At 46.7% G+C, this 26,511-nt stretch carries 27 protein-coding genes and 1 pseudogene; 19 read left to right on the top strand and 9 right to left on the bottom strand.

What is annotated here, in order from left to right:
• The first annotated feature begins 161 nt into the window (after positions 1 to 161).
• The 5 genes from D0A37_RS04900 (at position 162) to folP (ending at position 3,819) form a co-directional block, all read left to right on the top strand.
• Positions 162 to 1,103: a hypothetical protein gene (locus tag D0A37_RS04900; RefSeq protein ID WP_242721810.1), complete on the top strand. Its 942-nt coding sequence runs from the start codon at positions 162 to 164 to the stop codon at positions 1,101 to 1,103.
• A gap of 100 nt (positions 1,104 to 1,203) precedes the next feature.
• The gene (locus D0A37_RS04905) at positions 1,204 to 1,389 is read left to right on the top strand and encodes a PCP reductase family protein (RefSeq protein WP_242721813.1); all 186 of its coding nucleotides are present in this window, start codon (positions 1,204 to 1,206) and stop codon (positions 1,387 to 1,389) included.
• A 75-nt stretch (positions 1,390 to 1,464) separates the two neighbouring features.
• On the top strand, positions 1,465 to 2,190 hold the full coding sequence (gene tpiA / locus D0A37_RS04910) for a triose-phosphate isomerase (protein ID WP_242725361.1): 726 nt from the start codon (positions 1,465 to 1,467) through the stop codon (positions 2,188 to 2,190).
• 108 nt (positions 2,191 to 2,298) lie between these two features.
• On the top strand, positions 2,299 to 2,817 hold the full coding sequence (locus D0A37_RS04915) for a Uma2 family endonuclease (protein ID WP_242721816.1): 519 nt from the start codon (positions 2,299 to 2,301) through the stop codon (positions 2,815 to 2,817).
• A 135-nt stretch (positions 2,818 to 2,952) separates the two neighbouring features.
• Entirely contained in the window at positions 2,953 to 3,819 is an 867-nt protein-coding gene (folP, locus tag D0A37_RS04920; protein ID WP_242721819.1) for a dihydropteroate synthase, read from the top strand.
• Here folP and D0A37_RS04925 read toward each other — a convergent pair.
• Positions 3,810 to 4,652, bottom strand: a complete 843-nt coding sequence (locus D0A37_RS04925; protein ID WP_242721822.1) for an SPFH domain-containing protein — start codon at positions 4,650 to 4,652, stop codon at positions 3,810 to 3,812. The genes folP and D0A37_RS04925 overlap by 10 nt on opposite strands.
• A gap of 191 nt (positions 4,653 to 4,843) precedes the next feature.
• On the opposite strand from D0A37_RS04925, the gene D0A37_RS04930 reads away from it, so the two are divergent.
• Positions 4,844 to 5,599, top strand: a complete 756-nt coding sequence (locus D0A37_RS04930) for a tetratricopeptide repeat protein (protein WP_242721824.1) — start codon at positions 4,844 to 4,846, stop codon at positions 5,597 to 5,599.
• Positions 5,600 to 5,695: 96 nt separating this feature from the next.
• Here D0A37_RS04930 and aroB read toward each other — a convergent pair whose 3' ends face one another.
• Positions 5,696 to 6,790 (bottom strand): 3-dehydroquinate synthase, encoded by a 1,095-nt coding sequence (gene aroB / locus D0A37_RS04935; protein WP_242721827.1) that lies wholly within the window; start codon positions 6,788 to 6,790, stop codon positions 5,696 to 5,698.
• Positions 6,791 to 7,307: 517 nt separating this feature from the next.
• Between aroB and petL the strand changes: the two genes are divergently transcribed.
• The 13 genes and pseudogenes from petL to D0A37_RS05000 all read left to right on the top strand — a co-directional run bounded on the left by petL (position 7,308) and on the right by D0A37_RS05000 (position 20,411).
• Positions 7,308 to 7,409 (top strand): cytochrome b6-f complex subunit PetL, encoded by a 102-nt coding sequence (gene petL / locus D0A37_RS04940; RefSeq protein WP_006633742.1) that lies wholly within the window; start codon positions 7,308 to 7,310, stop codon positions 7,407 to 7,409.
• 359 nt (positions 7,410 to 7,768) lie between these two features.
• On the top strand, positions 7,769 to 8,038 hold the full coding sequence (locus D0A37_RS29310; RefSeq protein WP_445242482.1) for a hypothetical protein: 270 nt from the start codon (positions 7,769 to 7,771) through the stop codon (positions 8,036 to 8,038).
• A gap of 167 nt (positions 8,039 to 8,205) precedes the next feature.
• On the top strand, positions 8,206 to 8,418 hold the full coding sequence (locus D0A37_RS04950; protein ID WP_106148990.1) for a helix-turn-helix domain-containing protein: 213 nt from the start codon (positions 8,206 to 8,208) through the stop codon (positions 8,416 to 8,418).
• Positions 8,419 to 8,543: 125 nt separating this feature from the next.
• Positions 8,544 to 9,080: a Uma2 family endonuclease gene (locus D0A37_RS04955; RefSeq protein ID WP_242721833.1), complete on the top strand. Its 537-nt coding sequence runs from the start codon at positions 8,544 to 8,546 to the stop codon at positions 9,078 to 9,080.
• Positions 9,081 to 9,203: 123 nt separating this feature from the next.
• Positions 9,204 to 9,794, top strand: coding sequence for a chromophore lyase CpcT/CpeT (locus D0A37_RS04960; RefSeq protein WP_242721836.1), 591 nt, complete (start codon positions 9,204 to 9,206; stop codon positions 9,792 to 9,794).
• Between the two features lie 111 nt (positions 9,795 to 9,905).
• Complete coding sequence (locus D0A37_RS04965) at positions 9,906 to 11,054, top strand: NAD-dependent epimerase/dehydratase family protein (RefSeq protein ID WP_242721838.1); 1,149 nt, start codon at positions 9,906 to 9,908, stop codon at positions 11,052 to 11,054.
• Between the two features lie 490 nt (positions 11,055 to 11,544).
• A complete protein-coding gene (locus tag D0A37_RS04970) occupies positions 11,545 to 11,709 on the top strand; it encodes a hypothetical protein (RefSeq protein WP_242721841.1) in 165 nt (54 codons plus the stop codon).
• Positions 11,710 to 11,737: 28 nt separating this feature from the next.
• Complete coding sequence (locus D0A37_RS04975) at positions 11,738 to 12,871, top strand: glycosyltransferase (protein ID WP_242721844.1); 1,134 nt, start codon at positions 11,738 to 11,740, stop codon at positions 12,869 to 12,871.
• Positions 12,872 to 13,453: 582 nt separating this feature from the next.
• Positions 13,454 to 16,098, top strand: a pseudogene (locus D0A37_RS04980) (GAF domain-containing protein).
• 151 nt (positions 16,099 to 16,249) lie between these two features.
• Complete coding sequence (locus D0A37_RS04985) at positions 16,250 to 17,392, top strand: hybrid sensor histidine kinase/response regulator (RefSeq protein WP_242721847.1); 1,143 nt, start codon at positions 16,250 to 16,252, stop codon at positions 17,390 to 17,392.
• A gap of 150 nt (positions 17,393 to 17,542) precedes the next feature.
• Positions 17,543 to 18,373: a GUN4 domain-containing protein gene (locus D0A37_RS04990; protein ID WP_242721850.1), complete on the top strand. Its 831-nt coding sequence runs from the start codon at positions 17,543 to 17,545 to the stop codon at positions 18,371 to 18,373.
• A gap of 736 nt (positions 18,374 to 19,109) precedes the next feature.
• Entirely contained in the window at positions 19,110 to 19,700 is a 591-nt protein-coding gene (locus D0A37_RS04995) for a YdcF family protein (protein ID WP_242721853.1), read from the top strand.
• 165 nt (positions 19,701 to 19,865) lie between these two features.
• Positions 19,866 to 20,411 (top strand): GAF domain-containing protein, encoded by a 546-nt coding sequence (locus D0A37_RS05000; protein WP_242721855.1) that lies wholly within the window; start codon positions 19,866 to 19,868, stop codon positions 20,409 to 20,411.
• Positions 20,412 to 20,678: 267 nt separating this feature from the next.
• Here the strand turns inward: D0A37_RS05000 and D0A37_RS05005 are convergent, their stop codons facing one another.
• The 7 genes from D0A37_RS05005 to D0A37_RS05035 form a co-directional block, all read right to left on the bottom strand.
• The gene (locus D0A37_RS05005) at positions 20,679 to 21,212 is read right to left on the bottom strand and encodes a general stress protein (RefSeq protein ID WP_242721858.1); all 534 of its coding nucleotides are present in this window, start codon (positions 21,210 to 21,212) and stop codon (positions 20,679 to 20,681) included.
• Positions 21,213 to 21,366: 154 nt separating this feature from the next.
• Positions 21,367 to 22,005 (bottom strand): lysophospholipid acyltransferase family protein, encoded by a 639-nt coding sequence (locus tag D0A37_RS05010; protein WP_242721861.1) that lies wholly within the window; start codon positions 22,003 to 22,005, stop codon positions 21,367 to 21,369.
• Between the two features lie 203 nt (positions 22,006 to 22,208).
• Positions 22,209 to 23,150 carry a phosphate ABC transporter substrate-binding protein gene (locus tag D0A37_RS05015; protein ID WP_242721864.1) on the bottom strand — a complete coding sequence of 314 codons (942 nt, stop codon included), beginning with the start codon at positions 23,148 to 23,150 and terminating at the stop codon, positions 22,209 to 22,211.
• Between the two features lie 100 nt (positions 23,151 to 23,250).
• Positions 23,251 to 23,640: a PspA/IM30 family protein gene (locus D0A37_RS05020; RefSeq protein WP_242721867.1), complete on the bottom strand. Its 390-nt coding sequence runs from the start codon at positions 23,638 to 23,640 to the stop codon at positions 23,251 to 23,253.
• Positions 23,641 to 23,850, bottom strand: a complete 210-nt coding sequence (locus D0A37_RS05025; protein WP_242721870.1) for a hypothetical protein — start codon at positions 23,848 to 23,850, stop codon at positions 23,641 to 23,643.
• Between the two features lie 266 nt (positions 23,851 to 24,116).
• Positions 24,117 to 24,998, bottom strand: a complete 882-nt coding sequence (gene fabD / locus D0A37_RS05030; protein WP_190733372.1) for an ACP S-malonyltransferase — start codon at positions 24,996 to 24,998, stop codon at positions 24,117 to 24,119.
• 391 nt (positions 24,999 to 25,389) lie between these two features.
• A complete protein-coding gene (locus D0A37_RS05035) occupies positions 25,390 to 26,391 on the bottom strand; it encodes a beta-ketoacyl-ACP synthase III (RefSeq protein WP_242721873.1) in 1,002 nt (333 codons plus the stop codon).
• Positions 26,392 to 26,511 lie beyond the last annotated feature (120 nt).

Here is a 26,511-nt window from a genome sequence, read left to right on the forward strand (position 1 = left end):
TCAGGAAAGAGACTAACCTAAAAAGTTTACTCTATATATCTTAGCTCTATTTCTCGCTCAATTTTTGGCTAAAGTCGCACTCTATAAAAATAGAAGCTATACTATAATCACTGGGCAAAAGTAAATTAACTTGATGAATATCACTTACTATGGAAGTAGCAGTGCCTGATTTTTATCAAAGCGTTCAAAAAACGAAAGAAGTGTGGGCGGAACAAGTCGAAAAAGCAGTGAATTCTGTTTCAAAAGCAACAGCACAAGCTCAATTTTCTCTCTCCGACTCTGCGGAAAAGGCAAAAGAAGCTCTCACTCAAACTACGAATTCTGCCGTGAATGCTGTTAATGAAGCTACGAACAATGCTTTAGGTACTGTAGCGGATAAAACCGAAAAAGCGAGGATTGCTATATCTGAAGTCGCCAATCAAGCAGTTAGTCGCGTCAGTGAAACTACCAACAAAGCTGTTGAGGCTGTTTCTCACTCTGGGGCAACTGCTAAAGAAACTATTAATCAAACTACTAACTCTGCGGTTAATACTTTGAATCAAAGCACTAGCCAAACTGTAGAGAGGGTAAATCAAGTTACAGAAACGGCTAAGGCTTCATTAGAGGATAACATTCAAAAGGCGGGAATTATGAGCGATGCCACTTCCAATGCCCTTCAACGTGCTATCGATGGTACTGTTAAAAATTGGATGGATTCGCACCCTCTAGTCTTCTGGTTGGTGAGTCACCCGCTGATATCTTTAGCAATGTTGCTACTATTTATATTCATTATCTTGGGTTTCTTACAGGCTTTAGGTAACTTTTTTGCAAAAGGATGGTTATTTATTCTGCAAATCCCTTTAAAATTGATGCAAGGGGTTTTGAGTCTCGGCTCTAAATCTGTAAGTAATCTGGGGGGAGTGGTTGTAAACTCCTTGGTTTCAAAGAATCCCGAAGACAAAAATAATTCAGCTTTACAATTGAGGGGAGTTGAATCAAACAGTTTGGAGTCTCAGGAACGACTTGCTAATATTTTGATAAGGTTGGAAGCAATTCAACAAGAGCAGAATCAGCTTTTACAAGAAGCGTCGGCTATTTTAGGCAACAAATTTAAGGCAGAGTGAGAAGGTGTGGCCCGATCGCAAATCGTGGTAAATTTAATACATCCAGGCTTTCCATCAAAGCCTGATCCATAAAGGCTTGTAGTCGATCGCTCAATACGCCATGCCCGATTCCGAATTTTCCGATGATTTAAAATGGACGCCAGAAGCCAAGGCGAAGCTGAAAAATATTCCCTACTTTGTCCGGGGACAAGCTCGCGTCCGCATAGAACACTTGGCGCGCGAAGCCGAAACCCAAGTCATCACCGTTGACTTAGTTGAGCAAGCTCGCATCGAGTTTGGGCAATAAGGGCTCGAAATGTACCCTTAAGCTTTAAACTATAAGTTGCCTGATTTTGATGTTCACAGAGCTACTGAGTCACCCGTGCGGAAAATAGTTATTGCTGGCAACTGGAAAATGTACAAAACTAGGAGTGAATCCCTAGAGTTTCTTCAAGGATTCATGTCCTGCCTGACGGAAACCCCAGAGGAACGGGAAGTCGTGCTTTGCGTTCCCTTCACTTCCTTGGCTGTCCTGTCGAAAAATTTGCACGGCAGCCGGATCAGACTCGGTGCTCAGAACGTCCACTGGCAAGAGTCAGGAGCTTTTACTGGGGAAATTTCCGGGCCAATGCTCAGTGAACTTGGTGTCCGTTATGTCATCATCGGCCACAGCGAGCGACGCCAATATTTTGGGGAAACTGACGAAACGGTTAATTTGCGGCTGAAAGCTGCTCAGAAATACGATTTAATTCCGATTCTGTGCGTTGGGGAAACCAAGCAGCAGCGAGATGCAGGCGAAACTGAAGCTCACATTTTTTCTCAATTGGAAAAAGATTTGGTTGGTGTTGACCAAAATAAGTTGGTAATTGCTTACGAACCGATTTGGGCGATTGGCACTGGCGATACTTGCGAAACGAAGGAAGCTAACCGAGTTATTGGTTTGATTCGCAGTAAATTGACTAATCCTGACGTGCCAATTCAGTACGGCGGCTCCGTCAAACCGGAGAATATTGATGAAGTTATGGCGATGCCTGAGATTGACGGGGTTCTGGTAGGTGGTGCGAGTTTGGAAGCTGCGAGTTTTGCTCGAATTGTCAATTATCAGTAATAGGTAATTGCTAAGTGGTAAGTGGAACAAGGGCAGCGGGAATTAAACAGCTATCGCCTACAATTGTGATGTGCCGTTCAATGTTTCTCGGATCGGGAGAATTAACCTATGACTGCGATCGTTAAACCCAAACCCGCCTTAGACGAGTTCCTCAAACTTCCTGAAACTGAACCGGCCTCAGAATTTCTTGAGGGAGAAATCATTCAGAAGCCCGTGCCTCAAGGTGAACACAGCGTACTTCAAGGTGAGCTCTGCAAGACTATCAATCAAGTAGCGAAAACTCGGAAAATTGCCAATGCTTTTCCCGAGTTGCGCTGCACTTTTGGCGGCGCATCAATCGTGCCAGATGTAGCAGTATTCCGATGGGAAAGAATTCCTTTTTTGCCGTCTGGTAGAATTGCTAACCGCTTTGACATTAATCCCGACTGGTCGATAGAAATTCTCTCACCAAACCAAAGCCAAACAAAAGTGCTGAGTAACTTACTTCACTGTTCGCGAAACGGCACTGAGTTGGGGTGGTTACTAGATCCAGAAGAAGAGAGTATGTTGGCGGTATTTTCCGGACAAAAAGTAGAACTGTACAAAGGTGCAGCTCTGTTGCCCGTAATTGATAAAATTGAATTATAATTGACAGTTGACACTGTTTTTAGCTGGTTAAGTTTTGGTTGAATTAAGAATGGCGTTTCTGCTTTATTCTTGAGTCTTTTAGAGAGGGATTTCGTTTAACAAGAAGCGATTTCAATCGCCGAGTGATGAGGTGATATGATAAATAACAAAAAAATTACAATTAGAAATAAATCTTTCGAGTGGGGAAAACACACTTATTTAATGGGCGTTTTGAATGTTACCCCTGACAGTTTTAGCGACGGCGGAGATTTCTATACCATAGAATCTGCTTTAGTGCAAGCGGAAAATATGGTAAAATCAGGGGTAGATATTATTGATATTGGCGGTCAATCTACTCGGCCTGGTGCAGTGGAAATATCCTCTTCAGAGGAGATCGATCGCGTTATACCTCTCGTACAAATACTGCGACAAAAAGCCGAGATTTTTGGCTCAGTTCCTATTTCTGTCGATACTACCAGAGCGCAGGTTGCGAAAGCTGCGGTTGAGGCGGGAGCGGATATCATCAATGATATTTCGGGAGCCACTTTTGACTCGGAAATGCTGTCAACCGTTGCTAAGTTAAAAGTGCCAATAATTTTGATGCACATTCGGGGTACTCCCCAGACGATGCAACAACTCACAGATTATCGGGATTTAATTGGGGAAATTCGGGAATTTTTAGAGAGTAGAATTGCGGCGGCAGTTGCTGCGGGAATTGATAAATCTCAAATAATTATCGACCCTGGTATTGGCTTTGCTAAGAATTACACTCAAAACTTGGAAATTCTGCGAGAGTTGCCCAAGTTCCGTGTTTTAAACTGTCCGATTTTAGTAGGAGTATCGCGAAAAAGCTTCATCGGTCACATTTTGAATCAGCCAGAAGCGAAACAAAGAATTTGGGGGACAGCGGCGGCTTGTACAGGTGCGATCGCAAATTCGGCAGATATCTTGCGCGTTCACGATGTCAGAGAAATGCACGATGTTTGTCTGGTTGCCGACGCTATCTTCAGAAATCAATCTTGAGAAGTGGGAGTATCGATAACTTTCATTTCCCCGCCGCCGCCAGGTTCCGAAGGGACATCAGGGATAGACTCCATCAAATTGTTGAGCGCCTCTGACATATTTCTCGGGTCCATAAACAGAATTTTGGCGTTGTCGCTTTCGCCCAATTTTTGTTGAGCGTCTAAGTATTTTTCTGTTACTAAGTAATTCAAAACTTGCGTGCTATTGGGATGCGAGTCTAAAGCTTCAACTAAAAGCCTCATATACTCCTTAGTGCCGATCGCCTTATTGACCATTGCTTGCCACTCGCTCTTAGTGGCGCGCTCCAATTCCATAGCTTCTTGCACCCTTTTCGGAGGTGTAATGCTTTGAATTTCTACGCGAATTACTTTGACGCCCCAAGTTTCAGTAGCTTCGTCCAACTTCTTGAGTAACTTTTTATTCATGTCATCTCGGGAAGCCAAGATGTCTTGCATTGGCAATCGACCAATTTCAGCACGAAATGTCGTTAAAACTAAATTGGCGATGGCATTTTCAATTTGATCTATTCCATAATAAGCTTTCTGTAAATTCACAACCCGCCAATACACAACGGCATCGACTTCGAGAGCCACATTATCTCCCGTGATTGCTGACTGAGGTTTAATGTCTAAAACTCTTTCACGGCTTGTGTCCACGCAGACAACTTTTTCGACCAGGGGACTGATAAAGTGGAATCCTGGCTTGAGGGTGCGCTTGTATTTACCCAAACGTTCCACTAAAGCTTCGTCGCCACCGCTGACTATTTTGACGCTTGAGTTAACAGCGTAGCCGAGGATGAGCGCAACGAGCATGGTAAGAATAGACTGCCCCATTTCTATTTTCCTGCTAAGGTTGACTGAGAATCGATCGGAATTCTACTCTAATTTAACTCAAACTCGGCTCCGCAGTGCTAAAATATCTCGACTGTTAATAACTAACTATTTCATCGGGTAGGCCCCATCGGCTCCGACTCTTACGGCGCTAGTGAAACCCAGCATATCAACAACACGCTTCCACAAAAGACATGAAAAACGATCGAGAGTTTCGCTTGTTCAAACCCTTGAGGTGGATCGCCCCAAGCATTTTGGTGGGTGCAGGAATTTGGAATGCCGCAGTGGCCCAACCGGCACAAGCTGAGCCAATCGCCCTGGAACTCTCCCAAAACTTGCAGCCACAGCGCCGAGTACCTGCTGTTCGGGAAGTTATGTCCTACGAGATGAAGGGAGACGAACTCAGGATTTGCAAGCAGGAAGGCAACTCCGAGAAAAAGTGCCAAGTTGTAGGTAAAGGCTACACGATGGGTTTGAGAACTGCCAACGACCTTTACGGTCAAGGAAATGCGGTCAATGCCGAAGCTTTGTACCGGCAACTAATCGCTCGCTATCCCAAACAAGCGGATGCTTATTACAAGTTAGGAACTATGCTGTCGGGGCAAGGTAAAATGAGCGATGCGATCGTTCTATTCCAAAAAGCAATTGAAGTCAACCCGCAGCACGCCAAAGCTCACAACGATTTAGGCGTGGCAATGGCAAGTCAAGGGCAGTTGCCCGAGGCAATTGGTCAGTGGAGACAAGCCATTAAAATTAACGATCGATATCCCGATGCTTTAAACAATTTAGGCGTCGGTTTGTACCAGCAAGGAGAGAAGGAAAACCAAGCGGAGGCGGTAGCCAGCCTCACAAAAGCTAAAGAGTTATTTATCAAGCAAGGCAGAACTCAAGCCGCTAACAGAGTAGATAAAATTTTGGAGGAAATTAATTCGCGATCGAGCGGTTCCTAAACTCAACGGCCGATCGCCGATTGAAAGAAAAAACATCTTTGGCGATCGGCGTTAATGGGCGTTCAGCGGCGGTTAAACAACCCCAAAAACGGGAATCTAAAGCATTTCCTTCAAAACTTGTATAATCAAATCCCCATCCACCCGATCGCTCACAGCAGCCTCACCCAAGCGCACCGGCAGCACAAATCGCACCTTGCCATCCTGCACCTTCTTATCAAGTTGCAAAGTATGCAAAATTTCTTCAACATCCACACCAGCCGGCAATTTGGCAGGTAAACCCGCTTTTTCAATCAAAGCAGACTGGCGGCGATCGCACTCAGCATCCCACATTCCCAACTCCACAGCCAATCGGCTTGATGCAGCCATGCCGATTGCTACTCCTTCCCCGTGATTGATCACCTTGTAATTGGTCAAACTTTCCACAGCATGACCGATTGTGTGTCCGTAATTTAAAATCGCCCGCAAACCCGATTCCTTCTCGTCTTTGCTAACCACCTCAGCCTTAGCTTGGCAAGACCTAATCAAAATTTCTGCCAACAAATCCGCCTTCACATAGCGCATTTGATCCAAACGCTTGCACTTCTCCAACTTCCCGAACAATTCAGCATCCCAAATCACCCCGTACTTGATAACTTCCGCCATCGCCGAACGAAACTCCCTCGCCGGCAGAGTTTTGAGTACATCCGGGTCAATTAACACCAAACGTGGCTGGTGAAAAGCCCCGATTAAATTCTTCCCTAAAGGATGATTTACCCCCGTTTTGCCACCAATAGAAGCATCAACCATCGCCAGCAGCGAAGTCGGAACCTGCACGACATTAATTCCCCGCAGCCAAGTCGCCGCAGCAAAACCCGTCATATCGCCCACAACCCCGCCGCCCAAAGCCACCATTGTCGAGGAACGTTCTAAACGGTTTGCCAAAGCCGCACCATAAATTTTCTGCACCGAATTTAAAGTTTTGTACTGTTCTCCCGGTGGTAAAATGCAGCTACTGACTTCCAGACCGGCCGATTCGAGGGCTGCTGTTGCTCTTTCGCCGTACTGCCGAAAAATGGACTGATTCGACACCAGCAGCACTTTTTTGCCCAAACTTAGATCCCCCATCAGACTGCCGAGTTCGTCTAAACCGCCCGATCGCACGCAAATATTGTAAGATTGTGGCCCCAAGTCAACTTTAATTATCGATTGCATATTTATCTAATTTAGATATTAGATTTTAGATTATCAGAAAATTGGGTTGAAAACCCCGTCACTTCGACGGATTAATGTCGATATAGTGTCGCTCTAGTATGGCATACTAGAGATAGCACAGGCTGAAAAACCGCTATCACAAGACAATATAAATCTGGGGTGTCCCCACTTGACAGGATAGGAAGTAGTAATGCGTAGTGGATGGCGATAACCACGATAAACAGAGCTAGGGTAGCGAATGAGCACCCGTTAAAGGGCAAAATCAAATACTTGATATTCAAGTTGTACCGTAGGGCATACGGAAACAAGGGGAGCAATCCTCTAAAGCTTGCGGAGATAAGCCCGCTGGGACTCCTCTAAATTAGACTCGAAACTTAGTTCTATTGAACGGGTTTTTGGTTTAAGTAGTGCCGAAAGGATAGAGAGTTTTAAGGTGTATCAGTGAACCAAGAATCCCCACCCATTAAGGCAGGGGAGTGTCAAAGGTCTTTTTATTGATTGTTTTGGAGAAATGGCAATGACTCTTAGCGGAGCAATAACTTATTTTGGGATTTTTGGCGGCATGATTGGCTTGGCAACAGTGCTGATGTTTGGTCTGCGGGCTGTCAAACTCATCTAATTTGCTAATTTAGATGTCTGAACCAGAGTATTTAATCTCTGGCAAAAGTATCAGTCCGACAAAGTATTTGCGCCAAAAATCTCTGATTAAATCTGTAGATTGACGGCGTAAATGCTTTGTTTTATAGAACTAGATCCTATAATTCCCTACTTTAATACTTGATACAAAGTAATTTAGTTAATGCTTCAATCTAAAATCTAAAATCTAAAATCTAAAATCCCTCGATTCCCCAATTATTCGTCTTGAGAATGAAGGAGCGATCGCACTTGTTGTAAAACTCGATCGCTCCTGATTAATTACAAGATTCGTTCTAATTGAGTCGATCTGAGATGTTGCACCATTCTCGCTTAACAGGCAAGATGCCTGTTCCACAAGAGATGAATTTTATTGTGGAACAGGCCGGAAAGCCTGTTCCTAAACAAGTAATTAACAATGGTGCAACATCTCAGGTCGATCGAACTTCTGCCAATTTCTCAGCCCCGGTCGTATCAAAAACGATCGCCTGTTTAGCCGCCGGCAACAACCGCCGTAAAATCTGGAGATATCCCTCTGCATCACCTCGACGGTGGAACCTAGCCACAACCAATCGCTGCATATTTGGCAATTGCCGCACGATACACCAGGGATGAGTGTTTAATTGGGGCTTTGATGTTGGTATCATAGGGTAATCCTTCCCCACGTTCGTGGGGTGTGGTAGAAAAAGCGATCGCCCTTAAGTTTTCGAGGCTAGGAGGGCGATCGTTTTCAGTGTACATAGATATCATCTGTTGCATACGCATCAATGTCAAGTTAAAACATGGGATACGTTAGACTGCGGATTCGAGAACTAGCTGAGCAAAAGGGTTGGACACTAAAGCAAGTTGCCGATCGATCCGGAGTTAATTACAACACTGTCAGAAGCTACGTTCAGCGCGATGCTTTGAATACAGTCGATCTTTCTGCTGTCTACAAAATTGCCCGCGCCTTCGACGTGACAATGGAAGATTTGGTCGAGATTTTGGAAGATTGAGGGCGCACCAATGGGGCGAGTTCGACTAAAAATTCGAGCGCTGGTAGAAGAAAAGGCATTGATTTTGCAGTATAATGCAGTAGACTTTTGCGCGTGACAAGCACAGTGAAGTCCGGTTAAAAAACATGGTTCATTCCATTGCAACACATTCACTAGAAGAGTTTCTCGCTCAACCAAATATTGAGTCTTCGCCCGCATGGGAATTGATTGGTGGGCGGGCAGTTCAAAAAACTATGCCAACTCTGTTTCACTCGCGACTGCAAAACAACTTGGTTAACTATATCAACGATCGTACCGATAGATTTGAAGCAGTCCCAGAATTGCGCTGCTTGATACCTCCCCATTCACCTGTGCCAGATATCGCGATCGTAGCGTGCGATCGGCTTCCTGATGAAGACGGGCCGTTTGATGGGGCGCCAGATTGGTTGATTGAAATTCGATCGCCAAATCAAAGCACTTTAGACTTGCAGAATAAGATTCTCCTTTGCCTTAGCAATGGAACGCAATTAGCATGGTTAATAGATTTATCTCGCCAACAAGTTTGGGTATGGCAGGGCGATAACCTACCCCTAGTTTGTTCGGGAGCAGACATTTTGCCAACTTTAAGTATTGTACCAGAACTTACTGTTGATGCTGTGATGGCAATGACGCGGCGACAATAGGGGGTTTTTAACACTGAAACTCTGGATAATTGTCGCAGAATTTCGTCTGACGCGCCCTTTCCCCTAAAATAATTTTTACTAGATCCCCAATCTAAAATCGAAAATCCCAAATCTAAAATCGAAATGACTCATTCCACCGATATCGTCACCCTCGCCCGCTGGATGGCCGCCGATTTCAGCAACCAAGCCCAAGCCTTTGAAAACCCGCCATTCTTCGCCCACATCCGCGTCTGCATGAGGCCTTTACCCGTCGAAGTTCTGGATGGCCTCAGCTTGTACCTAGAACAAGCCTACGATATTGAACTGAATGTACCGTACCGAGTCCGAGTTTTGAAATTAGTCCCGGTGGACGATCGAATCGACATCGAAAATTATGCCATAGAAAACGAAGAACAATTCTACGGCGCTGCCCGCGACCCGCAACGGCTGCAAGAAATCAAAAAAGCACAACTGACACTGCTTCCCGGCTGCACCTTTATTACGCAGTGGACGGGCAACAGCTTCAAAGGGTCTGTCGAACCCGGAAAAGGCTGCATGGTGGTCAGAAAGGGCAAAAAAACCTATCTAGACAGCGAATTCGAGATTGACCAAGACAAATTTATTAGCCACGATCGCGGGCGTGACCCAGAAACCGACGCCCACGTCTGGGGAGCTCTCGCCGGCCCTTTTGAATTCACCCGCCGGGCCAGCTTCGCCGACGAAATTCCGGTTTAATCCAAAAAAAACTCAGTCCCTCCTGGGCGAACACGCTTGATTAAAGGTTCAGAATGCACCAATACCTGGTACATTAACCCAGTATTGGCAAGCAAGATTCACCGTTGATTTATGAAAGTCCTGGTTATTGGTGGCGATGGCTATTGCGGTTGGGCAACCGCACTCTACCTTTCTAACAAAGGTTACGAAGTTGGCATCCTCGACAGCTTCGTGCGGCGGCACTGGGATCTGGAACTGTGCAGCGACACCCTCACTCCCATCGCACCGATTCAGCAACGACTCCAGCGATGGCAAGATTTAACGGGCAAGTCGATCGACTTGTTCGTCGGTGACATCACCAACTACGATTTTCTCAGCAAAAGCATGAGAAAATTTGCACCAGAGGCGATCGTCCATTTCGGCGAACAGCGTTCGGCACCTTTCTCAATGATCGATCGCGAACACGCAGTCCTCACTCAAGTCAATAACGTCGTCGGGACACTCAACCTGCTGTACGCCATCCGCGAAGACTTCCCCGATTGTCACCTAGTGAAATTGGGGACAATGGGCGAATATGGCACGCCGAATATTGACATTGAAGAAGGCTACATTACGATCGAACACAACGGGCGCAAGGATACACTACCCTATCCCAAACAACCAGGCAGCTTCTACCACCTGTCAAAAGTCCACGACTCCCACAACATCCATTTTGCTTGCAAAATCTGGGGTTTAAGAGCCACCGACTTAAATCAGGGCGTAGTCTACGGCGTGCTCACAGATGAAACCGGCATGGACGAACTGTTGATCAACCGTTTGGACTATGACGGAGTATTCGGGACAGCATTGAACAGATTTTGCATCCAAGCTGCGATCGGTCATCCTTTGACCGTTTATGGCACTGGCGGACAAACCCGCAGCTTCTTAGACATTCGGGATACCGTGCGGTGCGTGGAATTGGCGATCGCCAACCCCGCCGAAGCCGGACAATTCCGCGTGTTCAACCAATTCACCGAACAATTCAGCGTCGGCGATTTAGCCTCCTTGGTGCAAAAAGCAGGCATGGCAATGGGATTAAAAGTAGAAATCAACCACATCGATAATCCCCGAGTCGAGAAAGAAGAACATTATTTCAATGCCAAAAACACCAATTTGCTAGACCTCGGTTTGCAACCGCACTATCTCTCAGATTCTCTGCTCGATTCTCTGCTGAATTTTGCTACAAAATATCAGCATCGTGTCGATAAAAACCAGATTTTGCCGAAGGTTTCTTGGAAGTAAGTTCTGGTATCTATTTGCGGGTAAGAGATTTTTTAACGAACCGCGAAGGCGCGAAGGGCGCGAAGCAAGAGGAAAGAAGGGAAGAAAGGAGAAGGGTTCGCAAGTTCTGAATGGATTTGGCTGTATATTACGATGATCTCTCTTTTTTATCTCTTGCTCTGTGTTCTCTGTGTCCTCTGCGGTTAATTAAAAGATTGCATCAGGTTTTTACTGCTGGCTGGTTTGGGAAGAAATCCCCTGAAAAGTCGAATTGTCATTCTGTTGCTTTTGGTGGTTCTGCCTGGATTTTCAGCGAGGGCAGTTTGTGCTTATTATTTAATAGGAGAATGAGCCGCTGTAACGCTGAGTGATCTAAATTAGTGGCGAGTTGGCGAAGGCTTATTTGTCACTTAAAAAGCAAGATAAATTGCCGGAACAGCACAGGAAATTCACAGAATTAATTGCTTGGCAGAAAGGGTGGGATGGCTTTGAGGTGGGATAATTATATCAATTGGCATTCAGGGAATTGGCATTTTATCCCAAAAACCTCTCGCTCGGAATTAGCGGTAGTGCAACTGAAAGAAGAAGTGTAGAAAAGCAGCCGATCGCACGCAATGACTTAGCGCCCCGCGAGACAGTGTATCCTGTTACCGATGACCTTGGCCGCAGGCTATGATTATCGGCTCCCTAAATAACTTATTTTTATGAAAATTGCTCTGTTCACTGAAACATTTCTGCCAAAAATAGATGGCATTGTGACGCGCCTGATTCACACTGTAGATCACTTGCAGCGCGCGGGCGAACAAGTTCTGATATTTTCTCCAGATTACGGGATTAAAGAATACAAAGGCGCCCGAGTTTACGGTGTGGAGGGTTTGCCTTTGCCGATGTACCCGGAATTGAAAATGGCACTTCCTTCTCCGGCTGTCGGTCGCCAATTAGAGCAGTTTAAACCGGATATTATTCACGTTGTCAATCCAGCTATTTTGGGATTGGGCGGTATATATTACGGGAAAAAGTTCGATATTCCGATTTTGGCTTCTTACCACACGCATTTGCCCAAATACTTGCACCACTATGGTTTCGGAGTCCTCGAACCTTTATTGTGGGAACTACTCAAAGGAGCGCACAACCAAGCAGAATTGAATCTGTGTACTTCTACAGCAATGGTGGAGGAATTGAGAACCCACGGCATTGAGCGAGTAGATTTGTGGCAGCGGGGCGTAGATACGGAAATGTTTGTCCCGGAATTGGCGAGTCGAGAAATGCGATCGCGCCTTTCTGCAAATAACCCAGACAGTCCCCTGTTGCTGTACGTCGGCCGCCTCGGTGCAGAAAAAGAAATCGAACGCATCAAACCAGTTCTCGCAGCGATTCCCGATGCCCGCCTCGCCTTAGTGGGAGACGGCCCGCATCGGCAAACCCTTGAACAATTTTTTGCCGGTACACCCACCAATTTTGTCGGCTACCTCAAGGGGCAAGAACTCGCAAGAGCTTACGCATCGGCCGACGCCTTCATTTTTCCCTCCCGCACCGAAACCCTGGGCTTAGTGCTCCTAGAAGCAATGGCTGCGGGGACGCCCGTAGTCGCGGCACGCAGCGGCGGAATTCCCGATATCGTCACCGACGGCGTTAACGGATATTTATTTGACCCCGCCGACGAAGAAGGAGCACTCGCCGCCACCAAGCGTCTGTTTGCGAATCCCGAAGAACGGGAAACCATGCGCCACAACGCTCGCCGAGAAGCCGAACGCTGGGGTTGGGCCGCCGCCGCTGCACAACTGCAGCGCTACTATCAATCAGTGGTATTTGCCGAGTCCATGCCCAGAGCGGCCTAAATGTCAGGATCTGTAGCACCTTTAAACATCACCGCCGGCTTAGCTTCGCTGTTCGATCGTCAGTTGGTAATGAGGAGGGATGTTTTCAAAGACCGATCGAACTTTTTTGCTGTATAAATTACCGTCGTTATCCTGCTGTTGCGTTTACCATTAAACTATGAGTAAGCTCTGTAGGAATGCCTTGCGCGCTGCTTTCATAGCGCCCTTTACCTGACCGGATACGGTCGCCGAGTGCGCTAAAACAGTCACACCGCGCGCTGGGGCCGAGGACAGAGCGTCCAATCCACACTGCACTCTCGATCGAACTAAAGCCTGTCACCTAATTTTCAGGCTAGCAGTTTTGCGAAATCAAGTTCAGCTTGAATTGACGAACCCTCATCAGTATCTAGGTTGTAAAGAAGATCGATCGAGCATACATAACAAGCAAACTGAAGTTGCGTGCGCCACTTTTGAACTCACGATTCATTAAAGCGACAAGCGAGTGCCGATGCGCTTGCAAACAAATTCAAGAGTTTGCACGGCTGCCGAATCTAGTGCCGATCGACCTGCGGTCAGTCTACCCCTCTGAGCAAGCAGTTAATCATGACATTCTCCAATACTGGTAGCGTTCTGGCTACACTGACTCAAGTCAATTTTATGGGGGCATTGACCTCCCGTGTTAAGAGCCTGCCAGTTCCTGAATTAGTGTGCCTGCTGGACTTTATCACGGCTGAATTTCAGCAATTTATCCGGGCGATGGACCTGATTAACAATGAAGCACTCGAAAGTCTCTTAGAGCAACTTTTAGATGCCTTCACTGTCAAAATTGGTCAAATTTTGCAAGCAGACCGGACAACAATTTTTTTGGTTGACTGCAACAAAAAACAACTATGGCACAAAACACTCGATCCACTTGGCGAACATTTAGAAGTTCGTTTGCCTATGGATGCAGGCATTTTAGGCTACGTAGCAACAACGGGAAAATCGATCAATGTCGCCGAAGCTCGATCGCACGAGCATTTTAATTCCGAAGTAGACGAACCACCGGGCTACCAGATCGAGACGATGCTCTGTATGCCGATTTTTAGCAGCAAGAGCCAACACGAACCCGTAGCGGTGGTTAGACTGTTAAATAAAGCTGGTAATGTCCCTTTTAGCGAGGAAGACGAACAGCAGTTCCAGGCTTTTGCAGATTCGATCGGGATTATTCTCGAAAGCTGTCAGTCTTTCTACGTCGTCGCCCGCAACCAGCGAGGGGTTGCTGCACTTTTGAGAGCCACCACGACTTTGGGTCAAAGTCTTGACTTGGAAACAACTTTGCGCTCGGTCATGGATCAAGCTCGCGACTTGATGCAGGCCGATCGCAGCACGCTATTTTTGTTAAATCGGGAAACCAACGAACTCTGGACAAAAGTCGCCAAGGCTGACGGCACAACGATGATGGAAATCCGCATTCCTGCTAATAAGGGAATTGCTGGCTACGTAGCTTCGACCGGTCAACCTCTAAACATTACAGATGCTTACGACGATCCCCGCTTTGACCCCTCTACAGACCAGCAAACGGGATACCGCACTCGGACTGTCTTGTGTATGCCCGTGCATAACGCTAAAGGTGAGCTCATCGGGGTGACTCAGCTAATTAATAAGAACCAAGGCACTTTCACCCCTTCCGACGAAGAGTTTTTGCGAGCATTTAATTCCCAAGCGGGAATGGCGTTGCAAAATTCTCAACTGTTTCAGAACGTGATGGTGGAAAAGCAGTATCAAAAAGATATGCTGCAAAGTCTTTCAGATGCAGTGATTTCCACCGATTTACAGGGGCGAGTTGTAACGATTAACGAAGCGGCGCTGGAATTGTTGGGCTGTCCGGTAAATCAAGCTAAAAGCAAACACAATCCCCAGATTTGGGAAGATAAACTGGTGAATCGCTATGTTTGGGAAGTTGTGCCAATCGAAAATTTGCAATTTCGACTCGAAGACAGTCTCAACAATGCTGCCCGACATTACGTTCCCGAACAAACTTTAACTGTGGGACTGTTGGTAGAAAAAACGTTAAATTCCCAACAAAAAGAAGAAGAAAGTTATATTTTGGCCGTGCCCGATCGCACTGACCCGAATTTATATTACGCTTGGGGCGAAAACAGCGCGTGGACTGAGGAAGTAGCGCTGGCAGAATTAGCTAATGCCCAATCTCTATTTTCGCTGCGAAATTCTGCCCTGTATCACCCTTATTGTCCACTGCCCATCCCCGCCTCTAGAATTAAACTAATTGAACGTAGTTTGAATTTGACTGTCAACCCGCTGATCAATCCAGAGGGTGGCGTGCGCGGCGGTTTAGTGGTACTCGAAGACATCAGCCACGAAAAGCGGATGAAAAATACGATGTACCGCTACCTAACTCCTGGAGTCGTAGATAAAGTGATGGCCTTGGGTGAAGGCGCCATGATGGTGGGCGAACGCAAAGAAGTGACTATTTTATTTTCCGACATTCGCGGCTACACCACGCTGACCGAAAATTTGGGAGCATCCGAGGTGGTATCCCTGTTGAACGAATATTTTGAGACGATGGTGGAGGCCGTTTTCCACTACGAAGGCACTTTAGACAAGTTTATCGGCGATGCTTTAATGGCGGTTTTCGGCGCGCCCCTGCCCCTGAATCCTCCGGAAAGTCACGGTTGGATGGCGGTTCAGTCGGCTTTAGATATGCGCCGGCGTTTGAAAGAGTTTAATGATTCTCGCCCCGGTGCAGATCCGTTTCGCTTCGGAATTGGGATTAGTTCGGGAGAGGTAGTTTCGGGAAATATTGGTTCTCAAAAGCGAATGGATTACACGGTAATCGGGGATGCTGTGAATTTGAGTTCGCGATTGGAACAGCTTACCAAGGAGTACGGATGCGATATAATTTTGAGCGAATTTACATACAGTTTGTGTCCCGAAGGGATTTGGGTGCGAGAGTTGGACAAGGTGCGGGTTAAGGGCCAAAATCAGCCAGTGGGTATTTACGAGTTGCTGCAAAATAGTTGTGAACCCATGGATGGGGAAACCCTTCGGTTTTTGGAACTTTACAGCAACGGTAGGGATGCTTATATTGCTAGAAATTTTCGGAAAGCAATTAGTTGTTTTGAAGCGGCTTTAGCAATGCGACCCCGCGATCGAGCTGTGGAAGTGCACCTAGACCGATCCCTGAGCTATGTGGAAGTCCCCCCCCCGATGATTGGGATGGGGTGCATACGATGACCAACAAGTAGTAGATTATATTACATCCGAGTGCTCAAAAGTGAAAAGATTTGATAAAGTTGTGAGATATTCCTTATGATAGAGTTAACAAGTGTAAAAATGTGAAACCATAAATCGGATGCCATAATTAAAGTTAGTATTTATTTCCAGGCTAACAATTAAATGAGTTATTTATCTGTTCCGAATGCCACAAAAGCCGATCGCATTCTGGTGGTAGACGACGCACCAGATAATGTTTTGTTGGTACAAACAATCCTAGAAGAAGAAGGTTACGAAATTAGCACGGCAGAAAACGGCTTTTCTGCCTTGAGTCAAATTGACAAGTCAGCCCCGGATTTGGTACTGCTAGACGTGATGATGCCGGGGATGGACGGTTATGAAGTCACCAAGCGAGTGCGACAAAATAAGGAATTGCCCTTTATCCCGATTTTGCTGATCACGGCTCACGACAGTGCGAGCGTAGTGCAGGGATTGGACATGGGAGCAGACGATTTCATCCGCAAACCAGTCGAAATGGATGAACTGCTGGCGAGGGTACGATCGCTTTTGCGGCTTAAACACAGCGTAGACGAGCGCAATTCGATCGCCCTCCAGCGCGAAGATTTTGTCTCCCGACTCGCTCACGACTTGCGGACGCCCCTGGTAGCAGCCGATCGAATGCTAACTTTAATGCAGCAGGGAGCTTTGGGAGAAATTTCCCTTCCCATGCGCGACGCTTTCGGGACGATGGTTCGCAGCAACAAAAACCTGATCGCGCTGGTAAATATGCTGCTGGAAGTCTACCGCTACGAAGCAGGCGCCAAATCCCTAAGTTTCGCTTCCGTGGACTTGCGCCAGCTTATTACTGAGGTAGCTGAAGAACTAGCTCCCCTAGCGGATGCTAAAGGTTTGTCGGTAAATTTAGACTTGACAGAAAGTGCAGAAAGTGCACCGATTGCGAAGTATCCGGGCGATCGTCTGGAACTGCACCGCTTGCTGACAAATCTCATCGGAAATGCGATTAAATTCACCGACAACGGCTCAATAGATGTCAGCTTAAAAGCTGCCAACTCACCTGCTTATACGAGCTTCAAAAACCAACCGCTGGCATGGGTAATCATAGAAATAAAAGACAGCGGCGCTGGCATTTCTCCCACCGAAAAAGCAAAGTTATTTGAAAGGTTTGGCCCGGGAACTCACAAGAGATCCGCTACAGGTTTGGGACTACACCTCTGTCGGCAAATTGTCGAAGCTCACCGCGGCACGATCGAAGTAAAATCAGATTTGGGAAAAGGTAGTTTGTTTACTATTCGCTTGCCTTGTTAGAGCGGTAGGAATAACTCTAACTTTCGGGTGCGAAAGGCGCACATTACTACAGATAAACTGTAATTGTAGGTTGCAAAGTGCGTACCTAATCGAATGATGGTTAATTTACCGGATGTCATATAATTACTTGGCAACCGAATTTATGGCAATATGTCTAACTGTCCAGTGTGCGGTGCTGAATACATCGAAGAAAAACCAGAGTTGTGCTCGATTTGCGGCTGGGATTTGACTCCCTACCCGCAGCGTGCTAAACCTTCCAAAACTTATTTAAAAAAAGAACAAGTTAGATTGCAGTGGGCAAAACAAATGTGGGAATTGGCCCGCAATCAACAAAATTGGTTAGCTAAATTTGATGAGTTGCAGGGGGAAGTGCAGCAAGGTGCGATCGCCCGCACATACATTCAATCTCAGTTAGAATGGGTTCTGTACCGTCTCGAACAACTAAACCCTGAATTGATTGTCAGCACTCTACTGCGACTGGAAGACAAAATCGGCGCCATACCTGACAAAACTCCCGCTATCTCGGAAGTGGGGATGGACTACCGCCAACTTACAAAGCTATTAGAAAGCGGAAAATGGCGCAAAGCTGATGAACACACTTGGGAAATCTTGCTGCAAATCGCTGTCAGAGAAGACGAAGGCTGGCTGAGTGCAGCCGATATTGACAGTTTTCCTTCTACAGACCTTCGCACGATCGACCAACTTTGGCAACAATACAGCAGCGGGCGGTTCGGGTTGAGCGTGCAGCAGCAGATTTGGGAAAGTACCGAGGCAAATTATACTGAATTTTGCGATCGAGTCGGCTGGCGAGTCAAGGAAAATTGGAAATATTACAGCGAGCTCTCTTTCAACGAAGATGCTCCCCCCGGACATCTCCCCGTCACCGCATGGAGACAGCGCGCCTGTTATGGTGCTGGTAAACTCACCGCAGCCGAAAACTTGGCCCGCATCGCTGCGAAACTGGCAACTGGCGATCGGTAATCCTCCAGAATAAACAAATCAAAATCGACATTAACTGCTATAATCAAAACGGTTCCGCAACTGGGGCTGTGGCTCAGATGGATAGAGCAAGCGCCTCCTGAAGAATCGGGCACCCTGCGAGGAAACTCTAGGAGTGAATGTGGTCAAATTTGGTGAAACCTAAAGAGTTCGTGGGTTCCTATGACTCTAAGGCAATACCAAGCCAAGCCTGAGTTCATTGCGATTAAACAATCGCCTATATTGAAATCAGGAAGGTTTAGAGACTAGACGGTCACCACCTAAAGGCTACAAGCCTATGGTGAAGGTATAGTCCAGAGAGTGGGGAAACTCACACAAATCTGAAGCGCTAGGTCGCCGGTTCGAACCCGGCCAGTCCCGTTAAAAATCAAGAAAAATTAAAAGCAGGAGGGGTAAGCCTAAGTTTTACCCCTCTGTTTTGCATATCTGCTAACGAATTCGCCCACAGACGAATACTTGCTGGAAGACGAGGACTTACACAGAACCTCTCTCTAGAGTCCATCTGAAATCGAAAATCTCAAATCACCTGTTTAAGCCCCACCACAAGCGTAGAGTCAATCTAAAATCTAAAATCTAAAATCTAAAATCTAAAATCTAAAATCTCTGATCCCCCGACCCTTTTTTAATTTTTAATTTTTAATTCCTGTTAGTGGGCTATACGTGCGGTATTTTTTGTTATGGTTCCTTTGTTAGTTACATAAAATTTTTATAGGTTTAGATGTGGTTAAAAATCAACTCAAACACGCAGCGTTACAAGCGTTTGAACACTTCACGCAGTTTTTGGTTCCTAGTAGGGCTTTTGACAGCCTGCTGGTTTGGCTATCAGCAGCTTAAGAGCGAATTTCAGAGACCCCAAGCTGTGTTAGTTCTAGGTGGGGCTACGGAGCGAGAGGTGTTTGCCGCCAAATTTGCTCTGGATCATCCTGAATTGCCGATTTGGGTGTCGTCTGGGAGCAATCCCGAGTTCGCGGAATGGGTGTTTTCAGAAGCGGGAATTGAGTCCGATCGCCTGCACTTAGACTACAGAGCGGTGGATACGGTAACAAATTTTACCACCCTGGTAGATGAATTGAAAGCTCAAGGGATTGAGAGCGTGTATCTGATCACTTCTGACGATCATATGCGGCGAGCTCAGATTATCGGCGAAATCGTACTCGGCAGTCGAGGCATTAGTTTTAAGCCTGTGGCTGTTCCGTCTGGGCGAACCCCCGAACCGATGCAAAAAGCTGTTCGCGACGGCGCTAGGGCTATTCTGTGGCTGACAACCGGTTATACGGGTGCTAACTTCAGCCAAGCCAGAATTGAATAAACACAGGGAAGCATGGAGCAATTGTTAATTTCTTGCCATTGGCTCAGGTTTTAAAACTTGTCTTCTATAGCTATTTAAGGAAGGGGGAAGATGCTGATGATAAATGCGTAACAGAAGAGAACGAGTAGTTTAAAATCAGTATATGAACTTCAAGACCCAAAGTTAATGAGCGACCAAATTCTGCCGCAAGTTCTGGATAAAATTTTGAGTGACACCAAAACGCCGGATGCTGTTTTTTCGGCTTTGGTGCCGGCTTTAGGCGAGGTGTTAAATTGCGATCGCGTCTTTCTCTACCTCCGCAATCCTGAAACGCAAATGGGCAGAGTACCTTACTGCTGGCGTCGCAACTCAAACTATCCCGAGGTTTGGGATGCGGAATGGAAAAAAGAACCAGAATCTTTAGGGGAAGAAGACCCTTTGTTTGCCGCAGCTTTGCGAACTGAACCGTCGATTTTTGTTGAGGATGTTGAAACAGCAAATCCTGAAGTAGTCAACAAAAATTTTGAGGCAAAAGAGTTCGGACATCGAGCTTTGATTCACGCTCACCTTTGTGCTGACGGGTTATTGTGGGGGGTTTTGCAGCCTTGTATGTTCGATCGCCCCAGAGTTTGGACTGACTTCGATCGCCAAGTTATCGCAGCAGTTACAGAAAAAATTTCGCCTTTAGCTGTCGCTTATGTCACCGCCTCAGCATCAAAAGATGAGCGATAAAAATCAATAATTGACTTGTAGAAAGCGGGTGGGCAATGAATGAATGTCCACTTAAGACTAAAACCCCGTCTAGATCGGGGTTTTACCCGAATCTCAATGCCCTTCCCGGAGGATGAAACACCGTTTCCGGTTCCCCCCTTTTTAAGTTAGGGGGGATCGATGGGCTAACTTTCACAGAAAATTCGGGTACTAAATTCGAGCTAAGAGTTATCACCCAGGGTGGAGTGTGCATCGCCCTACAGATAGAGTTTGGTGCACAATTCTTGTTTAAAAAACGCTCCAATTTTGAATGCCCCGACTGCTGAAAATCCCTTGAGCCCGACTAATATCATCCTCAGCGGCATCTACTACCACCAAATAATCGCCGGCCTGCAGGCGATCGGTGTAAATTCTAGCTGTTTCTTCGGGAATTCCCAAGTCAGTCAAGGCCTTCACCACTCCACCGAAAGCCGCCGCCGCGACACCAGTGCTTGCTACGCCAGCCACCAGTGAGGCGCCCAAAGTGCCCGCTGCAATCATCGGCCCGATTCCGGGAATAGCTAAACTTCCGAGACCTACTAGCACGGTGGCTAAAGCACCATTTGTCAGAGTGTCTGCTACCACTCCTGCTCCTGTGTCTAGATTTTTATCGCCTACCTGAGCGATCGTTTGAGTATCGCCTACAGACTCACCTGCATCCCTAGCAACAACCGAAACTTTATCCATTGGAAACCCGGAAGATTTCAATTCTGTCAGAGCTTGCTCGGCATCTTCGCGGTTAGAAAACAATCCCAACGCGCGGGTTTGATTGCTTGTTACCATATCTTTCTTCTTATCTCCTGTCAAATTAAAGTCAAATTCAAGCCTAATTATTGCGCTTGTTTTCAATCACTTATATTGATATTTTTCGATGTTTATCTTCAGCATTCATCTATCTGTAGATATAACCTGAAAAACAGCAACAAAAGTTATAAAATCAGCGACCCAAATCGTGCATGGCATTAATCTCGATCGCACATCTTTGAGTCAGCGCTTCCAACTCCTCGCGATCCGAAGAACCGGGCGCTTCAATTAGCTTGCCAATTCGCACCGTCAGTGGCACCGGACGCGGCACTGCCGAACCTTTCGCCGAAATCGCGTGAGTTCCCCACAAACTAACAGGTAACAGGGGCGCTTTTGCCTTAGCAGCTATCAGCGCCGCACCTAATTTCGGTTCAGTAATTCTGCCGTCTGGGGTGCGAGTTCCCTGCAAAAATACACCCGTCGCCCAGCCATTTTCCAAAGAATTGATAGCGGAGCGAATGGCACTGCGATCGGCACTTTCGCGCTTCACTGGATAAGCACCGTAAAGCGTAATTGCCTGCTTCAAAATAGGAACTTTAAATAACTCTTCCTTTGCCATAAATGCGACAGGTCGCCTCATGCAATTCGACAAAATCGGCGGGTCAAAATCGCTGGCGTGATTGCTGACTACTACCAGCGGCCCTTCTGTCGGAACATTTTCTGCACCGTATATGCGGCCGCGAAAGTACAGGTGCAGCATGGGGCTGACAATTGACCATTTGAATAAATAGTAGAGAAGTAAACTCTCGACTGGTTCGCGACTTTTGCTCACAGAAAACCTTAGATTTTAAATTACATCGAATATTAGCCTATCAGATCGAGTCCGTTTGAGATTATTCGGCGGTTGAAACAGCTTCTTGTCAAACGAAGTCCGCCTGCGCTGACTGAAGAATATAGTCCGCGCAGGCGGACTTTGCTTGGGTAGCGCCTGAATAAATTCTGGCGAATTCCTGAATGTCAAAACTTTGCAAAGGCTCAATTTCCACCCAGCATGGCTTTTTGTCCTTCCGAAGAAGTCGCGTAGCCCAAGAAATCCTTAACTGCTTGGCTAGGAGGATTTTTGTAAGCGTAGTACAACTGCCGCTTGTAAGGATAGTTACCAGCATCCGGCGTCGCACCGTTTATCGGAACAACGCGCACCGTTTTCTGATTGGCTACTTGAGCGAAAGTCGCATAGCCAATGCCGTTGTTGCCTAAAGCTTGCAGCAGGGGAGTTGTCGCATCTCGATCGAGCGTGGTAATATTTGGCGCCCGGCCAAACTCCCCACCTCCAAGCACTTGTTCTTTAAACGTTTGGTGAGTGCCGCTAACTGCCGGTCTGTTAATTACTTTCATCGGGCCCGCTGGGCCGCCGACTTTCGACCAGTCTTGAGTATTTCCCTTGAAGATATCTTGAACTTGAGCGGAGGTTAAACCTCCTTTAAAGGGGTTGTTAATGCCGACTACGAGGGCGATCGTATCTAGGGCAACAGGCACCGCTGCTAAACCCTGACCTTGTTCTTGAGCCGTCAAAGGTCGCGATACCGCTGCCATATCGGCTGTTCCCGCCACCAAATCCTGAATTCCTTTTTCAGAACCGTTCGCTTTGGTATCGACTGTGGTGCCGGAAAACTTGCCTTGAAAGCCGTTCTTGAGGTTCTGATTGATTGTCACCATGCTGGTAGAACCGTCAATTCTCACGGCCGTGCCCGCAGGTACGGAAGCTGGAAGCGCAAAAGAACTAGCTGCAACAGGCGAAGCACCGCCGACTACTGGCGCGACGGGAAGTGGGACGACATCGCCTGCGGGTGTGGGAGTTGGAGGATTGTTACTAACATCTTGCGACGCTGGTTTGTTCAGAAAAAAGAACCAGCCACCACCGGCTAGCAAGAGAAATAACAGGATAAAAACTATGGGGGGAGGCCCGCTCTTAGCCATAAAATACTCCTTAGCTGGGAAGTTCTTTGTTGTTGGAGCCGTCTAACATTTTTAGCCTGCGATTAACTTCATCGTCTAAGGTCATATTTTCTAATTCTGCCTAAAGTCTTTCTTGGGGGTTTTCAGATAGTTCTGCTAAAGCTTGCTGTTTGAGGTTGTGGCCGTGGACGGCGTTTTTGGCTTGCTCAAATTGCGATCGAGCTGAATCGATAGTGAGGTCGTTGTTGACTTTGGATATGGCTTCAAGAGCTTCCTTAATCTCAGCCATATCTTTCATATTTTGCATATCGGTTTTGTAGGCTTCCAGCTTCATCCGCTCTCGATTTAGCTTGTCTTTGGAAGCGTTGACGTACTGTTCGGCTTGTTTTACTTGAGCTTCTAACTGCGGCAGAATTTTTTCTGTCTGAATTACTTTCGACATTGCCAAGCGGGATGCTTCTTCGTTGCCGTTGCGCTGGGCTGTGATGGCTTGGCGCTCTACGGTTTGCATTTACCTAACTTTTTCTTCATATTTCCTTTTGGCGCGCTGGTAGGCTGCAACTTGGGTGGAGACTGCTGCTGCCAATTTTTGTACGGATTCTGGCATCGATCGCAGCGACTCTTCGGCTACCGCCACCGACACCCTGCTGCCGGATTCTACGGGCAGTCCCCACATCCAGTTCCAGGCACCTACTATGGTTCTGCCTGCCTTGCCGCCCATCAACCTGTAAAGAACTTTTTTCCTATAAACACCAGATAAGCTTGGTTTTTACGCTAGTGTATATCAGGATTTGTCGATCGCCCCCTCAGGTCGATCGAGATCTAGATTTTTGATAAAGATTTTCTAGCTGTCTAAATCGTCTATCCCCAATTTGCACAACAGCCAATATTCGGATTTGCCTGTTGTGCGATTCATTTTTGGGCAATCTTAGGGTCTGTTAACTCTCAATTTTACGGCCTGCGATTTGATCACAGGTTAAAAATAGATTAAGCGGGCAAATCTGCAAAACTGCTAACATTTACCAGTGCTAAATCCGGACAAGTCCGTTTGATCAAACCTGTGAGAACTTTGCCGGGGCCAATTTCCACTACCCGATCGATTCCTTGTTGCGGCAGTTGCAGCGAAATTTCTCGCCACCGCACGCCTTTAGTCATCTGCTGAGTCAACCGCTGCTTTAAAGTGGCTGCGCTGGTAGTGGCTGACGGTTCTGCGTTCGAGAGCACCAGCATTTTTGCATCGGAAAATCTTGCAGACTTTAAGGCTAGTTGAAACTCTGCCGCCACCCCGGCCATCAGGGGAGAATGAAACGCACCAGAAACATTCAATTTAACGGCGCGTTTGACTTTGATTTTGGCAAGCAAATCTTCTACTGCTGCGGGCGTTCCAGAAATCACGACTTGTGCTTCGCTGTTGTCGTTTGCCAGCACTACGTCTCGGCTGTATTGAATTTGCAATTCTAGTTCCTGCCTGTCGAACCCGATCAAAGCCACCATTTGCCCGCCAGAGGCAGTGTCCATGAGTTCAGCGCGACGTTTGACTAAGCGCAATCCCGTTTCAAAGTCAAAGACGCCTGCTGCGTAGAGGGCAACATATTCTCCTAAACTGTGACCGGCAACCACTGCTGGTCGATCGCTTTTTTCTCGCATTAAGTCGGTCAAAATACTTTCTACTACGAACAAGCAAGGCTGAGTGTAGAGAGTCCGAGATAGTTTTGCTTCTTCTTTTTGGCAAACTTCCGAGACCGACCAGCCTAAAATTTCTTTAGCTAACTCAAATTTGGCTTTGGCTGTTGGCAAGTTTAATAAGTCTGCACCCATCCCGATCGCCTGGGAACCTTGTCCGGGAAATACCCATGCTGTTTTAGTCATTTTTCCGGTAATCTGCTAATTGGTGGTTGCTAATTGGTGATTGCAAAAATTCTTTCTTTCCCGCTTCTCAGTTCGCTCGCTGGTATCCGCTATCTTTCGGTTAACGAACTATCTACTCGCGACTCATAATTATAACATCTAACTGCGATTTTTACCAGGTTTATTTTTTTTTGCTACTTTAATCGGATTAATAGGCGTAGCACAATTTTCAACCTTCCAGCCGGGGAAAGTCGATCGAAGAATAGACGATTTTCCATTTCAGCACGCGCTTGTCAATAACTGCTGTACGGCTGCGAACCTTGCCCTATGTATGGCGTGTTAAAGGATTTGTATTTTACTCGATCAAACTCCCGACAATAACCGGAGCAAGTTTACAGCCGATCGCCAAATATTACCTTCCCCATTGAAAAATCGCCGCCCCCCAAGTCAAACCTGCACCGAAACCGGCCGCCGCAATAGTATCGCCCGGTTTAACTTTACCCAGACGCACGGCTTCGTCTAAGGCAAGGGGAATTGAAGCCGCTGAGGTATTGCCGTAATTTGCCAAATTGCTGATTACTTTTTCGGGAGGAATCTTTAGCCTTTGGGCCACTGCATCGAGAATCCGCTGATTAGCTTGGTGCAAAAGCAGCCAGTCAATTTCGGCGGGGTTGATATTGGCCCGAAACATAGCTTTTTCTATGACTTCCGGCACTTTTTTCACGGCAAAGCGATAGATTTCTTGACCATTCATTGTGATGGGATGAAATCCACCCACTGCGACGCTGACGCCCTCAATTAATTCTTTTGACTCGGCTTTGTAAGCCAAATTGAGAGACGAATTTTGCGTGCCGTCGCTGCGAATTTCAAATCCCAAAAAGCGATCGACTTCTGAAGCTTGTAATACCACCGCACCTGCACCGTCTCCAAATAGAATGCAAGTACCCCGATCCGACCAATTCACCCAGCGAGATAAAATATCTGCTCCGATCAGCAAGACATTTTGATAAACCCCTGTCCGAATGAACTGTGAGGCTGTAACTAAACCAAAAACAAAGCCGGAACAAGCTGCTGTCAAATCAAAAGCCACAGCTTTTGTTGCGCCCAATTGATACTGAATTTTACTGGCAGTGCCAAACAAATCGTCAGGACTGGAAGTCGCCAAAATAATTAAATCGATATCTGTCGGCGAAATTTCTGCCATTGCGATCGCCTGAAGCGCTGCTTCCGAGGCTAAATCGCACAAAGAAGTGCGATCGTCCGCCAGCCTGCGGGAACGAATGCCCGTCCGCGCCCCAATCCACTCGTCAGAAGTTTCTACTATCTGACTCAAACCGTTATTATCCAGCGAAACCTGCGGTGTACAAGAACCGCTACCCGTGACGGCAATGCCGAACCCTGATTGCTGCAACATTCCTCTCCATTTATGAGCGATCGATCGAGGAATTAAAAATTAAAAACTACCAATTAAAATTATTTTTTAAACTGCTGCAATTACTTTTTTTTAAGCAAAACAGTGGGTTTAAGCTGACAT

This window comes from Microcoleus vaginatus HSN003, from assembly GCF_022701255.1.
GTDB lineage: Bacteria > Cyanobacteriota > Cyanobacteriia > Cyanobacteriales > Microcoleaceae > Microcoleus > Microcoleus vaginatus_B.

Coding starts and splice junctions, on each gene's coding strand:
- D0A37_RS05000 (WP_242721855.1), top strand. CDS start 19,866: ATGAGCGACCAAATTCTGCCGCAAGTTCTGGATAAAATTTTGAGTGAC.
- D0A37_RS29310 (WP_445242482.1), top strand. CDS start 7,769: ATGCCTGTTCCACAAGAGATGAATTTTATTGTGGAACAGGCCGGAAAG.
- D0A37_RS05025 (WP_242721870.1), bottom strand. CDS start 23,850: ATGGGCGGCAAGGCAGGCAGAACCATAGTAGGTGCCTGGAACTGGATG.
- D0A37_RS04955 (WP_242721833.1), top strand. CDS start 8,544: ATGGTTCATTCCATTGCAACACATTCACTAGAAGAGTTTCTCGCTCAA.
- D0A37_RS04990 (WP_242721850.1), top strand. CDS start 17,543: ATGTCTAACTGTCCAGTGTGCGGTGCTGAATACATCGAAGAAAAACCA.
- D0A37_RS04915 (WP_242721816.1), top strand. CDS start 2,299: ATGACTGCGATCGTTAAACCCAAACCCGCCTTAGACGAGTTCCTCAAA.
- D0A37_RS04975 (WP_242721844.1), top strand. CDS start 11,738: ATGAAAATTGCTCTGTTCACTGAAACATTTCTGCCAAAAATAGATGGC.
- D0A37_RS05015 (WP_242721864.1), bottom strand. CDS start 23,150: ATGGCTAAGAGCGGGCCTCCCCCCATAGTTTTTATCCTGTTATTTCTC.
- aroB (WP_242721827.1), bottom strand. CDS start 6,790: ATGCAATCGATAATTAAAGTTGACTTGGGGCCACAATCTTACAATATT.
- petL (WP_006633742.1), top strand. CDS start 7,308: ATGACTCTTAGCGGAGCAATAACTTATTTTGGGATTTTTGGCGGCATG.
- D0A37_RS04965 (WP_242721838.1), top strand. CDS start 9,906: ATGAAAGTCCTGGTTATTGGTGGCGATGGCTATTGCGGTTGGGCAACC.
- D0A37_RS04905 (WP_242721813.1), top strand. CDS start 1,204: ATGCCCGATTCCGAATTTTCCGATGATTTAAAATGGACGCCAGAAGCC.
- D0A37_RS04930 (WP_242721824.1), top strand. CDS start 4,844: ATGAAAAACGATCGAGAGTTTCGCTTGTTCAAACCCTTGAGGTGGATC.
- D0A37_RS05005 (WP_242721858.1), bottom strand. CDS start 21,212: ATGGTAACAAGCAATCAAACCCGCGCGTTGGGATTGTTTTCTAACCGC.
- D0A37_RS05035 (WP_242721873.1), bottom strand. CDS start 26,391: ATGTTGCAGCAATCAGGGTTCGGCATTGCCGTCACGGGTAGCGGTTCT.
- folP (WP_242721819.1), top strand. CDS start 2,953: ATGATAAATAACAAAAAAATTACAATTAGAAATAAATCTTTCGAGTGG.
- D0A37_RS04960 (WP_242721836.1), top strand. CDS start 9,204: ATGACTCATTCCACCGATATCGTCACCCTCGCCCGCTGGATGGCCGCC.
- D0A37_RS04950 (WP_106148990.1), top strand. CDS start 8,206: ATGGGATACGTTAGACTGCGGATTCGAGAACTAGCTGAGCAAAAGGGT.
- D0A37_RS05020 (WP_242721867.1), bottom strand. CDS start 23,640: ATGCAAACCGTAGAGCGCCAAGCCATCACAGCCCAGCGCAACGGCAAC.
- D0A37_RS04925 (WP_242721822.1), bottom strand. CDS start 4,652: ATGGGGCAGTCTATTCTTACCATGCTCGTTGCGCTCATCCTCGGCTAC.
- D0A37_RS04995 (WP_242721853.1), top strand. CDS start 19,110: ATGTGGTTAAAAATCAACTCAAACACGCAGCGTTACAAGCGTTTGAAC.
- D0A37_RS04985 (WP_242721847.1), top strand. CDS start 16,250: ATGAGTTATTTATCTGTTCCGAATGCCACAAAAGCCGATCGCATTCTG.
- fabD (WP_190733372.1), bottom strand. CDS start 24,998: ATGACTAAAACAGCATGGGTATTTCCCGGACAAGGTTCCCAGGCGATC.